General features: G+C 33.4%; 11 protein-coding genes. 7 read left to right on the top strand and 4 right to left on the bottom strand.

The features are described from left to right. A partial coding sequence (locus DM444_RS13350) for a T9SS sorting signal type C domain-containing protein (RefSeq protein WP_162614965.1) occupies positions 1–3674 on the top strand: 3674 nt, incomplete at its 5' end. A gap of 47 nt (positions 3675–3721) precedes the next feature. Here the strand turns inward: DM444_RS13350 and DM444_RS13345 are convergent. The 3 genes from DM444_RS13345 to DM444_RS13335 form a co-directional block, all read right to left on the bottom strand. Next, positions 3722–4588, bottom strand: coding sequence for a cupin-like domain-containing protein (locus DM444_RS13345; RefSeq protein ID WP_111287422.1), 867 nt, complete (start codon positions 4586–4588; stop codon positions 3722–3724). Between the two features lie 136 nt (positions 4589–4724). After that, complete coding sequence (locus DM444_RS13340; RefSeq protein ID WP_111287420.1) at positions 4725–5162, bottom strand: hypothetical protein; 438 nt, start codon at positions 5160–5162, stop codon at positions 4725–4727. Between the two features lie 99 nt (positions 5163–5261). Further along, positions 5262–6209, bottom strand: a complete 948-nt coding sequence (locus DM444_RS13335; RefSeq protein ID WP_111287418.1) for a bifunctional riboflavin kinase/FAD synthetase — start codon at positions 6207–6209, stop codon at positions 5262–5264. A 194-nt stretch (positions 6210–6403) separates the two neighbouring features. Between DM444_RS13335 and DM444_RS13330 the strand changes: the two genes are divergently transcribed. After that, positions 6404–9079 (top strand): zinc-dependent metalloprotease, encoded by a 2676-nt coding sequence (locus tag DM444_RS13330; RefSeq protein ID WP_111287416.1) that lies wholly within the window; start codon positions 6404–6406, stop codon positions 9077–9079. 80 nt (positions 9080–9159) lie between these two features. Here the strand turns inward: DM444_RS13330 and DM444_RS13325 are convergent, their stop codons facing one another. After that, positions 9160–9843: a ComF family protein gene (locus DM444_RS13325; RefSeq protein ID WP_239455679.1), complete on the bottom strand. Its 684-nt coding sequence runs from the start codon at positions 9841–9843 to the stop codon at positions 9160–9162. Between the two features lie 98 nt (positions 9844–9941). On the opposite strand from DM444_RS13325, the gene DM444_RS13320 reads away from it, so the two are divergent. The 5 genes from DM444_RS13320 to DM444_RS13300 all read left to right on the top strand — a co-directional run bounded on the left by DM444_RS13320 (position 9942) and on the right by DM444_RS13300 (position 15842). Then, complete coding sequence (locus tag DM444_RS13320) at positions 9942–11483, top strand: glycine--tRNA ligase (protein WP_111287412.1); 1542 nt, start codon at positions 9942–9944, stop codon at positions 11481–11483. Between the two features lie 270 nt (positions 11484–11753). Then, the gene (locus DM444_RS13315) at positions 11754–12572 is read left to right on the top strand and encodes a LytR/AlgR family response regulator transcription factor (RefSeq protein WP_111287410.1); all 819 of its coding nucleotides are present in this window, start codon (positions 11754–11756) and stop codon (positions 12570–12572) included. A 176-nt stretch (positions 12573–12748) separates the two neighbouring features. Continuing rightward, entirely contained in the window at positions 12749–13006 is a 258-nt protein-coding gene (locus tag DM444_RS13310; protein ID WP_111287408.1) for a hypothetical protein, read from the top strand. A 90-nt stretch (positions 13007–13096) separates the two neighbouring features. Then, positions 13097–15154, top strand: a complete 2058-nt coding sequence (locus DM444_RS13305) for an ATP-binding protein (protein ID WP_239455678.1) — start codon at positions 13097–13099, stop codon at positions 15152–15154. Beyond that, positions 15144–15842 carry a response regulator gene (locus tag DM444_RS13300; protein ID WP_111287406.1) on the top strand — a complete coding sequence of 233 codons (699 nt, stop codon included), beginning with the start codon at positions 15144–15146 and terminating at the stop codon, positions 15840–15842. Before DM444_RS13305 ends, DM444_RS13300 begins: the two co-directional genes overlap by 11 nt. Positions 15843–15849 lie beyond the last annotated feature (7 nt).

The following is a 15849-nucleotide window of genomic DNA, read 5'->3' as shown; positions in this document are numbered from 1 at the left end:
CAGCGGGAGCAGTTTGTTTTAATAGCTCTGCACAAACAACAAATCTGACTTATAGTGCTACGACAAATTCACCAACTACTTATAGCATTACTTGGAATGCGAGTCCAACGAACACTTTTGCAGCGGTTACTAATGCAACATTAACAGCAAGTCCAATTAGTATTGCAGTTCCAGCAGGCACAGCAGCAGGAGTTTATACAGGAAACCTGACTGTACGAAATGCAAATGGATGTGTCTCTACAGTCAATAATTTTACAGTTACAGTCAATCCGCCACCGACTATTACGTTGGGTACGGCTGGCGCAGTTTGTTTAAGCACTTCGGCACAAACTACAAATCTGACTTACAGTGCGACAACCAATTCGCCGACAACATACAGTATTGTTTGGAATGCAAGTCCGACAAATAGTTTTGCAGCCGTTACAGATGCGACATTAACAGCAAGTCCGATCAGTATCGCAGTTCCGGCAGGAACAGCCGCAGGAACTTATACAGGAACATTAACAGTAAAAAATGCAAGCGGATGTGTATCTGCAGCAAATAATTTTACAGTTATAGTCAATCCGTTACCGACAATTACGCTTGGAACAGCAGGAGCAGTTTGTCAAAGTGCTTCTGCACAAACTACAAATCTGACTTATAGTGCGACAACAAATTCGCCGACAACATACAGCATTACATGGAATGCGAGTCCGACAAATAGTTTTGTAGCAGTTACAGACGCAGCATTAACAGTAAGTCCAATCAGTATTTCTGTACCTGCTAATACAGCTGTGGGGACTTATACGGGAACATTAACCGTAAAAAATGCCAATGGATGTGTATCTGCTGGAAATAGTTTTACAGTTACAGTCAATCCGCTACCGACAATTACGCTTGGAACGGCTGGAGCAGTTTGTCAAAATGCTTCTGCACAAACAACAAATCTTAGTTATAGCGCTACCACAAATTCTCCAACTACTTATAGCATTACTTGGAATGCAAGTCCTACTAATAGTTTTGCAGCCGTTACCAATGCAGTTTTATCAGCAAGTCCAATAAGTATTGCAGTTCCAGCAGGAACAACGGCAGGCACATATACAGGAAATTTAACGGTTCGAAATGCTAATGGATGTGTTTCAGCAGTCAATACATTTACAATTGTAGTTAATCCTCTTCCGACTATTACAACGTCGGGCGCTTTGACCGTATCTTGTCAAAGTACATCGGCACAAACTACCTCTTTAGTATATTCAGCGACAACTGGATCACCAAACAGTTACTCAATTGATTGGGCAACTATAGCCGACCAAGGAGCAACAACTTTTGCATTTACTTCTGGGGCAGGCAGTATAAATAATATAAATATACCTGCAAATACACCTGCCGGAACTTATAGTGGTGTAATGACAATTTCGACAGTAAATGGATGTTTGGCAACACAAGCGGTTTCTTTAACAATCAATGCTGTTCCAACTATAACAACATCAGGAACGTTTACTCCAGTCTGTCAAAGTTCATCAGCTCAAACAACTTCTTTAGCTTATACTGCAACAACTAATTCGCCAATAAGTTATTCGATTGATTGGATTGCTTTAACAGATCAAGGAACTACACCTTTCGTTTTTAGCTCAGGATCAGGAAACATTGTAAATGTAAATGTTCCGGCAAATACGCCAGCTGGAACTTATAATGGCGTTATGACAATTGTAACCGCAAATGGATGTCCAGCAAATCAAGCAGTTTCTTTAACTGTAAATGCTGTTTCTGCTGCGCCAACGGCTTCAGCAACACAACAGCCAAGTTGCCAGAATAATTTTGGTATAATAACCGTGACATCACCAGCATCTGGAACAGGTTATTCTTATAGTATTGATGGAGTAGATTTTAGTAATACTTCGGGAATATTTACAGGTTTAGCGGCGGGTTCTTATACGGTAAAAGTGAAAAATAATGCATCAGGTTGCGAATCGCCGTCCACTCCAATTGTTATTAATCCATTAATTAGTAAAGTTTGGAATGGAAATGTAGATGCCAGTTGGGGAAATGCCGCAAACTGGACTCCAGCTGGAGTTCCTCTTGCTTCAGACTGTGTTGAAATTCCAGATGTAGCAACCAATCCAATTATTTCTGGAACAGATGGAACTTTTTTTGCTAATAGAATAACTATTGAGAATAATGGTTATTTAGTAGTAGAAAGCACCAACACACTTACAGTAACAAATGAAGTAAATGTAGTAGGAAACGGAGTTTTTATTTTTGAAAACAATTCTAGTTTAGTTCAAATTTCAGATGCAGTAAATACTGGAAATATTACCTATAGAAGAAATACAAAACCAGTTAGACGTTATGATCTTACCTATTGGTCTTCTCCGATAACTCGTGTGCCAGCGTTTACTTTACATGATTTGTCACCAAATACACTTTATGACAAATTTTATAAATATGATCCAGTAGCAAGATGGATAATAAATTATAATGGAACTCAAGAGATGGTTAAAGGAAATGGATACAATGTTAGAGCTCCTCAAATTTATGATATAAATTCAACTCAAATCTATACAGCTGAATTTGTTGGAGTCCCTAATAATGGAACTATTTCTGGGCCAGCTGCTGTAGCAGAAAAATCTAATTTATTTGGAAATCCATATCCATCAGCAATTTATGCTGATCAGTTTATACATGATAACGCAGCTAATATCTATGGGACTTTATATTTTTGGACACATAACACACCTCCTAGTGCAAGTCCAGGATCTAACGTTTATTCTTATAGCAATGATGATTTTGCGATTTATAATCTTTCAGGAGAAACAACAGTTGGCGGATTAACAGGTGTAGGCGCAACCACTCCTGGAAATCAAGAAGCACCTTCGGGTTACATAGCGGCTGGACAAGGATTTTTTGCAAAAGCAAGAACCAATCAAAGCGTTGTTTTTACAAACTCAATGCGTGTCCCGGGTCGTAATACTCAATTTTATAAATCTTCGGCTGTAACGGCAATCGAAAGACATCGTGTGTGGTTAAATATGACCAATACACAAGGCGCTTTTAAACAATTGCTAATAGGTTATGCCGCTGGAGCAACAAATTCTTGGGATAATAATTTCGATGCATTATCTATGGATGCAAATCCTTACCTAGATTTTTACAGTATTAATGAAGGTAAAAAACTTGTAATTCAAGGTCGTGCACTTCCTTTTGTTGTAACAGACACTGTAACTTTAGGATATAGATCGGCGATTCAAGGAGATTTCACAATTGCAATACACAATAGCGACGGTAATTTGAGTACCCAAGACATCTATCTTGAAGATAAGACAGCAAATATTATACATAATCTTAGATCTGGTGGCTACACATTTTCGACAACTACAGGAGTTTTTCCTGATCGTTTTATGTTGCGATATATTAACCCTGAAATTGTTTTAGGGAATGATGATTTTGAAGGTTCTGATAACAGAATTATAGTTTCTGTAAGAGATAAAAATATAAAATTACAGTCTACTTTAGATCAAGAAAATCTCCAAGAAACTGCTATTTATGATGCTGGAGGAAAATTGTTATATCAAAAGAAAGGCATTAATAATAGGGAATGGACAATTACAAATTTCCAATCGGGACCTCAGGTCTTGCTCTTAAAAATAACTACGGAAGATGGGAAGACCGTCTCGAAAAAGATAATTTTCCAATAAGAAAAAAAGCGGTTGAGAATTTTAAAACTCAACCGCTTTTATTTTAATTAAAATGTGCGCTGCAAATTTTCGTGTGTATTTGTAATCGCTTTTTCATTTTTATAGTCAATCCATTTTTGACCTTGAATTTTTCGCATCATAATATCAAAGTGACGCATAATGAAAACATTATACGCGGCTTTTGATAAGTTGACTATGTTTTTTGGAAATGAACGCAGACTCATTGAAAATCCTGGCGTTAAATATTTCATATAATGCCAATAACCTTCAGGCATATAAAGCATTTCTCCATGTTTCAGATTAGTAATGTAACCTTCTATATTTTTAAGTGCGGGGAATTTTTCGTAATCTGGATTGTCAAAATCGATGTCTTCTCGCGAAATCAAAGCGTGAGGTACTTTATACATAAATTTTGACTGACTAGGAGCGAAAATCATACATTGTTTTTCTCCATGAAAATGGAAATGAAGAATGTTTGAATAGTCAATATCATAATGCATAAAAACCTTCGAATTTTCTCCGCCAAAAAACAACATTGGCATTTGCTTCACTAGTTTTAAGCCAATATCTGGCCATAAAAAGTCGTCTTTTAATGATGGAACTTCTTTCATTAAATTATAAAGAAAAATACGGTAATTAGTTGGCTTTTCTTCCAGCAATTCTATATAATCGCTCATTTTCATTGAGGTATGAGCCTCATTAAATCCGTCTTCGTGATTTACAGGTCTGTCGTCATACAATGGAACGACCAAATCTCCTGCGATTTCTTTCATATAAGATAATTTCCATTTGCTGTAAGCTGGCCAGTCTTCTGTCAATTCTTCGATAACAACAGGAATTTGTTTTTTTACATATTGGGAAACAAAATCAGCTTTTGAGATTTTTTTCACCCTTTCAATTTGATTTAACTTCATTTTACTAAAAAAAAATTGCTTATAACTCTGTATGTTATAAGCAATTTAAAAATATTTAATGAGATTAATGAACTCTTTTAGCTAAAATTTTGATGTAATCGAATTTAAAAAGAGTTAATCTGAGAATTTCAAAATATCAATCTGCAGCCAATTTATTATTCCAATAAAGCATCATCATCAAAGTAACAATTACTGATGAAGCGATTCCTTCAAACAATAAACAAATACAGTAAGTTGGTACTGATGGATTTCCTCCAAACAAAAATGTTTCAGATAAAGTTTTTACATAGGCATCTCCGCCTCGAGCATAACTATAAACCAAAAGGCCAAATACACTCATACATGCACCAACTACAGAAGTAGTCATGGCAGAAACAGCATTAGATACAAAATTGGTTTCTCCTTCATGAATGTTCATCTGCATTGTCCTGTTAACACCATAGAATATAAAGAAAACGTTGAGTACTCTTAAATAAAACAAATCTGCTAAACCTAATACATTCATCAATAAAAAATAAATGCCAATTCCGAGAAAAATCAAAAACCCGTTGGTAATTTCTTTAGGTAGTTTCATAGTGGTTATTTTTTAAGAAGTTAATAGTAAATATTTGAAAAACAGTGTTCTATCAAATTTACTAAAAAAATAACTACGATGATTTAAAAACAGTAAAAACTATGCGGTCAGATTTTTTAAAGAAGAATTTATAAAAGCCAAAGATTCAGTTTGATCTTGGTTAAGCTGAGCTTTTAAAGCATCTAACGAACCAAATTTTTGTTCTTCACGAATATAATGCAGAAGCGAAACCTCAATACTTTGATCGTAAATATCTTTGTCAAAATTAAAAAGATGAACTTCAATCGTTTGCTTCTCACCGCTAACAGTCGGATTAAAACCAATATTCATCATGCCATAAACCGTTTCTTGATTTACAATTGCTTTTACAACATAAACACCAATTTTAGGTATCAATTTATAATCTTCTTCAATGTGAATATTAGCAGTAGGAAAACCAATTGTTCTTCCAAGTTGTTTTCCTTTAACAACCGTACCGTTCAAGAAATAAGTGTATCCTAAATATTCGTTTGCCAAAGCCATGTTGCCCTCGTTCAAAGCTTTTCTGATTTTGGTAGAACTAACAGAAACATCTTGAATTTCTTCGGCTGAGATTTGTTCTACTTCAAAACCATATTCGATTCCGAAAGCAATTAAATCGTCAATATTTGCAGTTCGATTACGGCCAAAACGATGATCATGTCCGATAATAATTTTTTGAATCTGAAATTTATCTACCAAAATAGTACGCACAAATTCTTCGGCAGTAAGTCGTGAGAAACTTTCGTTAAAAGGATGAACAATTAAGTTTTCAATCCCGGTAGCTTCCAAAAGTTTTACTTTTTCATCAATGGTATTCAGTAATCTTATTTCAGATTTTTCTTGAAGAACCATTCTTGGATGCGGAAAAAAAGTAAGAACCAAACTTTCGTATTTTCCGTTTTCAGTATTTTGTGTAATTCGTTCCAGAATTTTTTTGTGACCAATATGCACGCCGTCAAAAGTGCCAAGAGTTAAAATTGTTTTCTTGGTTGACTGAAAATCGTTTATAGAATGAAAGAGCTTCAAAACAAATTATTTAAGATGCTGCAAATTTATACTATTCTCTTTTAAATTTAATACTATCCTAAATCGAATTTTACTTGTAGTATAATTTCTTTTTGCAAAAATAACATGACTCGTCGATGAAAAAGTATTAATTGTCGTATATATGTTATGATTTTAAATTAATTGAATTAATTTTGATATTATATCCCAGAAAAATGAAAAAAATTTTACTTTATATATCTTTTGTTTTTTGCTGTCTTAGCGCTAATGCTCAAAGTGATATCTTGTGGCAGAAAGTTACTTCTTCTTCGCTTTCGCGAAAAGCCAACACTTCTGATTCGGGTAAATTATATTATAAATTAAATGCCGATCTTCTTAGTTCAAAATTGGCTTCGGCATCGAGTAAAACGGCAAAAAGTACCACATCAGAAATTACTATTCCTAATACTGATGGAAATTTGGAACGTTTTTCGGTTTGGGAATCTTCAAATTTTGATCCAGAATTGCAAGCAAAATATCCTGAAATTAGAGCGTATGAAGGAAGAGGGATAGATGATAAAAATGCTAAAATATATTTTAGTGTTGCACCAATTGGAATGCAGACAATGGTATTTCGCGTTGCTAAACCAACAGAATATATTGAACAAAATCAAGACGACAAATCGGAGTATGTTTTGTTTAAATCAGCAGACAATGCAGGATCAAAAATGCTTTTAGATTGTAAAACATCTAATTTAGTTTCAGAAAAAAAATCTTCTTCTACTGCAAAAACCGCTTCAAATACTAAACAATTAAAAACATTTCGTTTAGCTCTATCTTGTACCCACCAATATGCAGCATTTTTTGGAGGGACAAAAGCTGCGGCATTGGCAGGAATGAACGCAACATTAACTAGAGTAAATGGAGTTTTTGATAGAGACCTTTCTGTAAAATTAGTTTTAATTGCTAATAATGATGCGATTATTTATATAGATGCAGCGACAGATCCGTATTCTAGTCCTGCAGTTGGAACAGCAGATCCAGGAGGAACTTGGGGACAAGAAGTTCAAACAACTTTAACGAACGTAATTGGAAATGCTAATTATGATATTGGGCATTTATTTGGAGGTTCTGGCGGCGGCGGAAATGCAAATTGTATAGGCTGTGTTTGCGAAAACCCAACTTCAAATGAACCTTTGGCAAAAGGAAGCGCTTATACTTCACCAGCAGATGCAATACCTCAGGGCGATACATTTGATATTGATTTTGTTGCGCACGAAATGGGACATCAGCTTGGAGGAACCCATACATTTTCTCATTCAGGCGAAGGAACAGGAACGCAATATGAGCCAGGAAGTGGTTCAACAATTATGGGATATGCTGGTGTTACACGAAATTATGATGTGCAAAGTAACTCAGACGATTATTTTTCTTATGGAAGTATCAATCAAATACAAAATAATTTAGCTGGAAAAACCTGTCCGGTAACAACCGCAATTGCTAATAATCCTCCTTCGATTAGTGCAGGAGAAAATTATACGATTCCAATTAGTACACCTTTTATTTTAACAGGAACAGGATCGGATCCTGAGAATAATGATATTACTTATACTTGGGAACAATTTGACAGTGCAACAACAGCTTTTGGAGCAAATAGTATTGCCTATCCAACAAAGCCAGACGGACCAATGTTTAGATCTTTTGCACCAACAACTTCGCCAGTTCGTTATATGCCAGCATTAAGTTCTGTGCTGAATAATCAATTAACTACAACTTGGGAATCGGTATCTTCAATTGCAAAGACAATGAATTTTACTTTGACAGGAAGAGATAACGCTGCAGAAGGACCACAAACGAGTACAGATGCAATGGTTGTAACGGTAAGTGCGGCTGCAGGACCATTTGCTGTGACTTCACAAAATGCCGAAAATATTGGCTGGGCAAAAGGATCGACGCAAACTGTTACTTGGAGTGTAAATAATACAAATACATTGCAAGGATCTTCAGAGGTTAATATAAAATTATCATTGGACGGAGGTTTAACATTTCCTGTCACTTTAGCTGCTAATACACCAAATGATGGTTCTGAAACAGTATTGATTCCAACAGGTATTGATGCTTCTACAAATTGCAGACTTATGATACAGCCAGTAGATAATATCTATTATGCTCTTAATCGTTTACCTTTTGCTGTAGGATATTCTGTTTCAACTAGCTGTTCGACTTATAATTTTGATGGTGGTTATTCAATTGGTACAAGCTCATCTTATGTTACCAAAACAGTTACAGTGCCAGCTTCAACAGGAACTATTTCAGATGTAAATGTTTCGGTTAATGTTACTCACGAAAGATTTCAAGATCTTGAAATGCAGATTGTAAGCCCAAGCGGAACAGTCGTTTCTTTATTTAATAAAAGTTGTGGAAGTACAAATTCGACTCTAACACTTCAATTTGATGATAGCGGAAATGCTTTAAATTGCAGTACAACAACGAGCCAAATTGTAATTCCTGCTAGCGCTTTAAGTGCTTTTAATGGAGAAGATCCTCAAGGAAATTGGACATTTAGAGTTCGCGATGCTGTAGTAGGTATGTTTGGAACTATAAATTCGGCTTCAGTAAATATTTGCAATAAAACATTTACACTAGGAGATACAGATTTCGAAAACATGGATTTTGCTTTATACCCAAATCCAAACAAAGGGTTGTTTACAATTCAATGCAAGAGAGACACATTAAAAGAAATTAAAGTGTATGTGCATGATATTTTAGGAAAATATGTTTACAGCAATACTTTTTCAGGTGCAGGATATTTTATTCAAGATATTCAGTTAGTAAATGTACCAACTGGAGTTTATCTAGTTACTGTATCAGATGGAGAAAGAAGAACAGTCAAAAAAATAATTATCAATTAACGATTTTTAAAAATCAATATTTAAAATCCAAATTCCAAGACCTAGTTGGGATTTGGATTTTTTTTATTTAGAATTTCATTTTAAGAGTTCGCCATTGCCATACAAATTATACTGATTTTGACTCCTGGGATTTTTAATAAAGCTCGTGAGCAAGCCTCAATTGTGGCGCCTGTCGTAAGTACATCATCGACAATTAGGAAATGTTTGTTGTGATTGGTTTCATTAAATTCAACATCAAAAATGTTTTCGATATTTTCTGATCTTCCTAAAAGATTCTTTTTAGATTGTGTTTTAGAATATACTTTTCGAATTAATAAGTTTTCATCAAAAGGAATTTCAAAACCCGATGCAAGTGCTTTTCCAAAAGTGGTTACTTGGTTATAACCTCGTTCTTTAAATTTCTTTTTATGAAGAGGAACAGGAATTACAGCATCAAAAGGAACTTCGATTTGGAGTTCTTTTAAATCTTCAACATACCATTGCCCTAAAACAGTTCCGATTTCCTGATGGCCTTTGTATTTTAAGTTGTGAATGAGCTCCTGAACCATTCCTTTTTTATTAAAATACAAAAATGCCGAAGCAAATTGAATATCAACCTTGCCGTAAAACTTTTTTATTGCTTCATTTTTTGGGTTCAAATGATATTGAGTAAGAGGCATTTCGTGTCTACAGATTGTACAGAAAACATTTTCATTTTGAAGTAAAATTCCACGACAACCATCACAGACTTTTGGAAAAAATAGGTTTATTAGATAATTAATCACTAAAAGAAAGATTTTATTTACAAAAATAACAAAATCAATGCTTCAAACTTTATTATTTTTCTTTTTTTTAAAGGTACTTTTTATATTTTTGCATCACTATGGCAAAACAAGAAGATTTATTTAAGAATGTGGTTTCGCACGCAAAAGAGTACGGATTTATTTTTCCGTCAAGCGAAGTTTACGATGGTTTAAGTGCTGTATACGATTACGCACAAAACGGTGTCGAATTAAAAAAGAATATCCGTGAATATTGGTGGAAATCAATGGTTCAGATGAATGAAAATATTGTCGGCCTTGATGCGGCAATATTAATGCATCCAACAACTTGGAAAGCTTCAGGCCACGTTGATGCATTCAATGATCCATTAATTGATAATAAAGATTCTAAAAAAAGATATAGAGCTGACGTTTTGGTTGAAGACCATGCTGAAAAAATTCACCAAAAAGCACAAAAGGAAATTGACAAAGCAAAAGCTCGTTTTGGCGATGCATTCAACGAACAAGAATTTGTAACTACAAACGCTCGTGTAATTGAATATTTAGCTAAAGAAAAAGAAATTAGAGAGCGTTTAGGGCGTTCTTTAGGAAACGGAGATTTAGCTGATGTTAAAGCATTGATCGAAGAACTTGAAATTGCTGATCCTGAAACTGGTTCTAAAAACTGGACAGAGGTAAAACAATTTAACTTGATGTTCGGAACAAAATTAGGAGCTTCTGCAGAAAACGCAATGGATTTATACCTACGTCCAGAAACGGCTCAAGGTATTTTTGTAAACTTTCTAAATGTTCAAAAATCTGGTCGTATGAAAGTTCCTTTCGGAATTGCTCAAACGGGTAAAGCATTCAGAAATGAGATTGTTGCAAGACAATTCATTTTCCGTATGCGTGAGTTCGAACAAATGGAAATGCAATTTTTTGTGCGTCCAGGAGAAGAAATGAAATCATACGAGTACTGGAAAGAAACGCGTTTAAAATGGCATTTATCTTTAGGATTAGGAAAAGAAAATTACCGTTTTCACGATCACGAAAAATTAGCTCACTACGCAAATGCAGCTGCTGATATCGAATTTAATTTCCCATTCGGATTTAAAGAATTGGAAGGAATTCACTCTCGTACAGATTTCGATTTGAAAGCGCACGAAGAATATTCTGGAAGAAAATTACAATATTTTGATCCTGAATTAAACGAAAACTACGTTCCTTATGTAGTAGAAACTTCTGTTGGTTTAGATCGTATGTTCTTAGCAGTTTTTGCAACTTCATTAAAAGAAGAAACATTAGAAGACGGTTCTACAAGAACAGTTTTAAAATTGCCAGCAGTTTTAGCACCAACTAAAGCGGCGGTTTTACCATTAGTTAAAAAAGATGGTTTACCAGAAGTTTCAAGAAAAATCATTGAAGATTTAAAATGGGATTTCAATGTGGCTTATGATGAAAAAGATGCTGTAGGACGTCGTTACAGAAGACAAGATGCTCTAGGAACGCCATTTTGTATTACAGTAGATCATCAGACACTTGAAGACGAAACAGTAACAATTCGTCATAGAGATACAATGAAACAAGATCGTGTAAAAATTACAGAATTAAAAGGTATTATCGAAAACGAAGTTTCGATGAAGAACTGGTTAATGAAAATGTAATCTTTACTATTTAAGATAAGGATCCCAAATTCCGTAAAGGAGTTTGGGATTTTTGATTTTAGAAAACACGCATTTTGTCGATGTTTTTTGCATTTCATCATTTTGTATCAACATTTTATTGTAATGTGTTAACAATAAAGTGTTTAAAATTTATAAATCCGTATTTTTAAAATCGGATTAATACCGAAACCAATTTTTTTCACCCATAAGTCAAATTAAAATTATTTTTTGATTATGATTGCAAAGTGAGAAAAGCAACAAAACCAAAAATTGAAAAAGTATTCCTATATTATAATTGATGATGACGCTGAGAGTATTTTGAAAGCCAAAACAACCGCTTCAGGTTTTTCAGAATTAGCTTTTGCAGCATCGGCTTCAAATTTTCAAGATGGTTTAAATTTGGTTTTAGAACACAAACCTGCTTTAATTTTTCTAGAAATTGAACCTAAAGATCAATCAAGTCATTTATCGCTTGCTTTTATCAGCGAACTGCATCGGTTTTTTCAGGAAATTCCAAAAATCATTATCACTACCAAACATAAAGAAAAGGCTTTCGACGCAATTCAATATGGCGTCTTTGATTATGTTTTGAAACCCGTTGCGCACATTGATCTTCTAAAAACGATTTTGAAGCTTAAAAAAGCTCATTTAGAATCTAAAACCGCTCCATTTACAGAAGAACCAACTTCAATTGTAATCGATAATGTAAATAACGTTACGATTCCTCAAAATATCGAAAAACCATTAACGATCTGTATAAAATCGTATGGTGATTATCGATATCTCAACGCTGAAGATATTTGCTATTTTCAAGCCGATAATAACTCGACAGATATTTATTTGAATACCGGTGAAATGATTACGGCATTTAAAACGTTAAAGCATTTTGAAAGTGTTTTGACTTATCCGTTTATTCGTATTCACAATAGCTATGTAATTAATCGGAATTATATTTCAAGAATTCATAGCGGAAACTCAATCTGTTACATTAAAAATTCCAGCAAAAAGATTCCTTTCTCTAAAACTTATAAAGCAAATGTCGAGCAGATTATTGCCGATTTTTCTACTGGAAATTACTTAGAAATCTAAAAACTAGACGTTTACACAAAATTGCTATCCATTGACTATCAATTGGGTATGATTTACCACAAACTCATTTTTTCATATAAATTCTTTTCGACCTTGGTGTTAGTTTTACACTCTGATTCGCTAGCAAACAGCGGTCATTCTCCAAAAATTTAAACAAACACTTAAAACCTCAGGTCATGAAAAAAACAGCTTTGACAATCGGATTATTTTCTTTAGTAGCAGTAGCAACTTCTTTTGCATCAACAGAAGTTCCAACATATTTGGCAGCTAACGATTCTATTAAAATTTTACCAGTAGATGGTAAGGGCGGTCAGAAAACTAGTCAAGATGGAAGGAAATTAGATGTTTATGGAACAAGCAATGCTGATTTTAACGAAACTAAATCTTTCAATTCTGATAGACAATCATTTGGAAAAAATATTAAACTTGATTAAATAGTTTAAATAAAAAATATAAGCTGTCAATTCTGGCAGCTTTTTTTATGTCTTTTAGTTTTGTACTTTTGATTAAATTCAAAAGGACTATTGAAAAATAAATGCTTAATACTTACTTCAATTTTTATTCTTCTTTTTGGATGTTCCAAAAAAAAGAGTGTTGATGATAGTGATGCTGTTCAGACAGATAGTCTATCTATATACCTTTCGTTGGCAAATGATGTTAACCTTTCTTATAACGAAAAACAGTTATATAATAAAAAAGCTTTGAATATTATTATTGGCCAAAAAGATGACTCTCTTAATAAAGTAAATCTTTTTAAAATTGCCAACAGATATTATAATATGAGTGACTGGGATTCCTATAAGAGCACTTCATATCTGATTTTGGATAGATCAGAAAAAAGTAAGGATTCGGTTAATTTAGCAAAAGCATATACTTATTTAGGAGATTATTATCTATTAAAGTCTGTTTCAGATAGTGCATATATGAACTATTATGCGGCTGAGAAGATTTATGTTCGTATTAATGATGAATTGAATCTTGCAAAAACGTATTCTAATAAAGCAAATCTTCAATATCAGGAAGGTGCTCTTTTTGAAAGTGAAGTTACAATTTTTAAGGCTTTAAAAATTTTAAAAAAACTAAAAAATGTAAGTAACCAATTGTACGATTGTTATAACACTTTGGGAATACTTTATAATGATAGAGAAGAGTACAATAAAGCTTTAGAGTTTCATAATAAGGCACTGGAAATATTAAAAGATAAATCGATTCCTGCAGAACTGCAATTAGAGGCAACTTCTCTTAATAATATTGGTTTTGTCTATTTAGGAATGAAAAATTACAGAAAAGCCAAATATTATTTTCATGAAGGATTAATACAGGATAATTTGTATCATGGCGACACAAAGTTGTATGCTATGCTTTTAGATAATCTGGCTTATGCAAAACTTGGAATGCGAGAATCTGATGGGCTTCCTGAACAATTTTACCAAGCTCTAAAAATTAGGGACAGTCTTGGATTAACCTCTGGTGTCATTTTGAACAAAATACATTTGTCCAAATATTTTGCATTTAAACAAGATTCGGTTAATGCTTTGAAATTTTCAAAAGAAGCAGTAGAATTGTCGCGTTCTAGCGAATCTCCTTCAAGTTTATTGGAATCATTAAAGCAAATTGCCCAAGTTGATCCGAAAAATGCTTCAATATATTCTAAAGAGTATATTCAAATCAATGAGAAGCTTCAGAAAACAGAGCGCAAAATGGGAGAAAAATTCTCTCGAATCGAATATGAAACCAACGAAATAAAAGACCAAAATTCGAATCTTCAGGAAAAAAATAAAACTTTGGTTTATGTCTTTAGTATTTGTACATTGCTCGGATTGTTTTTTTATGTTTACAAAACGCAGCAGGCTAAAAACCGCGAACTACTTTTTAAACAGGAACAGCAGATTGCAAATGAAAATATTTATAATTTGATGATTTCGCAGCAAAACGAAATTGAGCTAGCGAGAATAAAAGAAAAGAAAAAAGTTGCACAGGAACTGCACGATGGAGTTTTAGGACGTATGTTTGGAATTAGAATTAGCTTGGACAGTTTGGATAAGGTTAATGAAACAGAGGCAGTTGCTAAGCGAAAAAAATATCTTAACGAACTAAAAAATATTGAGCAAGACATTCGCGAAATTTCTCACGATTTAAATAGAGAAAAATCCGAATTAATTAATAATTTTGTTGCTATTTTAGGTAAACTATTTGAAGATCAGCGAAATACATATAGTTCTAAACTAATTACGACTTTTGATCCTAATATAAAATGGGAATTGATAAGTAATACTTTGAAAATCAATTTGTACCGAATTATTCAGGAAGGACTTCAAAATTGTAATAAATATGCTAAAGCAGATATTATAAAAGTAGAACTTAGAAATGAAAATGAAATTTTGGTTTTAACTATAGAAGATGATGGAATTGGTTTTAATACCAAGAAAACCAAAAACGGAATAGGTTTGCATAACATAGAATATAGAGCAACAGAAGGTAAGGGTACAGTTACCATAAAATCTGCCAAGGGTGAAGGAACAATTCTCACCGTAAAAATCCCAATAGATCCAAACCATAACCTGCATAATAATGACATTTGATTTAACATCTTCAGTTCCACAATTAGTTAAGAAGAATATCTTGATAGTAGATGATCATCCATTTATTATTGAAGGATATAAAAATGCCATAACACGTTATAATCCAAAGAAATATGAATTTTTAATTTCGCAAGGACATGATTGTCGGTCTGGTTATGATATAATTGAAAGTGATAACACGCCTACGTTTGATATTGCTTTTTTGGATATCAGCATGCCGCCTTATGAAGAAAGAGAGATTTTTTCTGGTGAAGATTTGGCAAAATTGCTTTTGAAAAAAATGCCTTCGTGCAAGATTATTCTTTTGACCATGTATACAGAATTGCTGAAAATAAAAACGATTATTAGAACAATTCAGCCAAATGGTTTGATTATAAAAAATGACCTTACTTTTGATGAATTGCTTTTGGCTTTTGATAAAGTAATGAAAAACGAAAAATACTATAGCCAATCGGTTGTGAAAATGCTGAATCAATCTACTCACAATGCAATTGAAATTGATCAGTACGACAAACAGATTTTAATTCATTTATCGAAAGGAGCTACCATAGATGAAATGCTGCAAAATATTCCGATTTCTTTAAATGCGATAGAGAAACGAAAAAAACATTTAAAGGAATTGCTAAAGATTAAAAATGATTCTGATGAAGATTTGATCAAAGAAGCAAAAAGTAAAGGGCTGTTTTAAAATTTCA

It is taken from the genome of Flavobacterium ginsenosidimutans (assembly GCF_003254625.1).
In the GTDB taxonomy this organism is placed as follows: Bacteria; Bacteroidota; Bacteroidia; order Flavobacteriales; family Flavobacteriaceae; genus Flavobacterium; species Flavobacterium ginsenosidimutans.
The sequence above is the reverse complement of the archived record's forward strand: the minus strand, read 5'-3'. Positions and strand labels throughout refer to the sequence as shown.

Coding starts and splice junctions, on each gene's coding strand:
- DM444_RS13345 (WP_111287422.1), bottom strand. CDS start 4,588: ATGAAGTTAAATCAAATTGAAAGGGTGAAAAAAATCTCAAAAGCTGAT.
- DM444_RS13340 (WP_111287420.1), bottom strand. CDS start 5,162: ATGAAACTACCTAAAGAAATTACCAACGGGTTTTTGATTTTTCTCGGA.
- DM444_RS13330 (WP_111287416.1), top strand. CDS start 6,404: ATGAAAAAAATTTTACTTTATATATCTTTTGTTTTTTGCTGTCTTAGC.
- DM444_RS13320 (WP_111287412.1), top strand. CDS start 9,942: ATGGCAAAACAAGAAGATTTATTTAAGAATGTGGTTTCGCACGCAAAA.
- DM444_RS13310 (WP_111287408.1), top strand. CDS start 12,749: ATGAAAAAAACAGCTTTGACAATCGGATTATTTTCTTTAGTAGCAGTA.
- DM444_RS13300 (WP_111287406.1), top strand. CDS start 15,144: ATGACATTTGATTTAACATCTTCAGTTCCACAATTAGTTAAGAAGAAT.